The organism is Acetobacter syzygii (assembly GCF_000964225.1).
GTDB classification, from domain to species: domain Bacteria; phylum Pseudomonadota; class Alphaproteobacteria; order Acetobacterales; family Acetobacteraceae; genus Acetobacter; species Acetobacter syzygii.
The window spans coordinates 1-251 of record NZ_BAMZ01000054.1 but is presented as its reverse complement, the minus strand read 5'-3'; the positions used below and the strand labels follow the sequence as shown (position 1 = coordinate 251).

The 251-nt window shown below is 54.6% G+C and carries 1 protein-coding gene; it reads right to left on the bottom strand.

Translation table 11 applies throughout. The features are described from left to right. Positions 1–251 (bottom strand): hypothetical protein (locus Absy_RS12660; RefSeq protein ID WP_048854933.1); only part of this gene is annotated, 251 nt, incomplete at both ends.

Here is a 251-nt window from a genome sequence, read left to right as displayed (position 1 = left end):
ATCACAAGCCTGACCGCCAACGGATGTTAAAAGAACGACATCTGTGTCGCCGGATTCCGCGATTTTCTGGACAAAAAGCGCACTGTTGCCGGCAATTTTCGGCGTTGTGGGCTGGCCGTTGATCTGCAAAGTGTTAAGAGGGCCATTACCGGAAGCCAGTCCGTAACGGGTCTGGTCTTCGCGTGGTGAGTCTGCCTTTGCAGGCGTCGAGAGCGCCGCCCCACATGATAAAACGGCGACTGTCATAATAG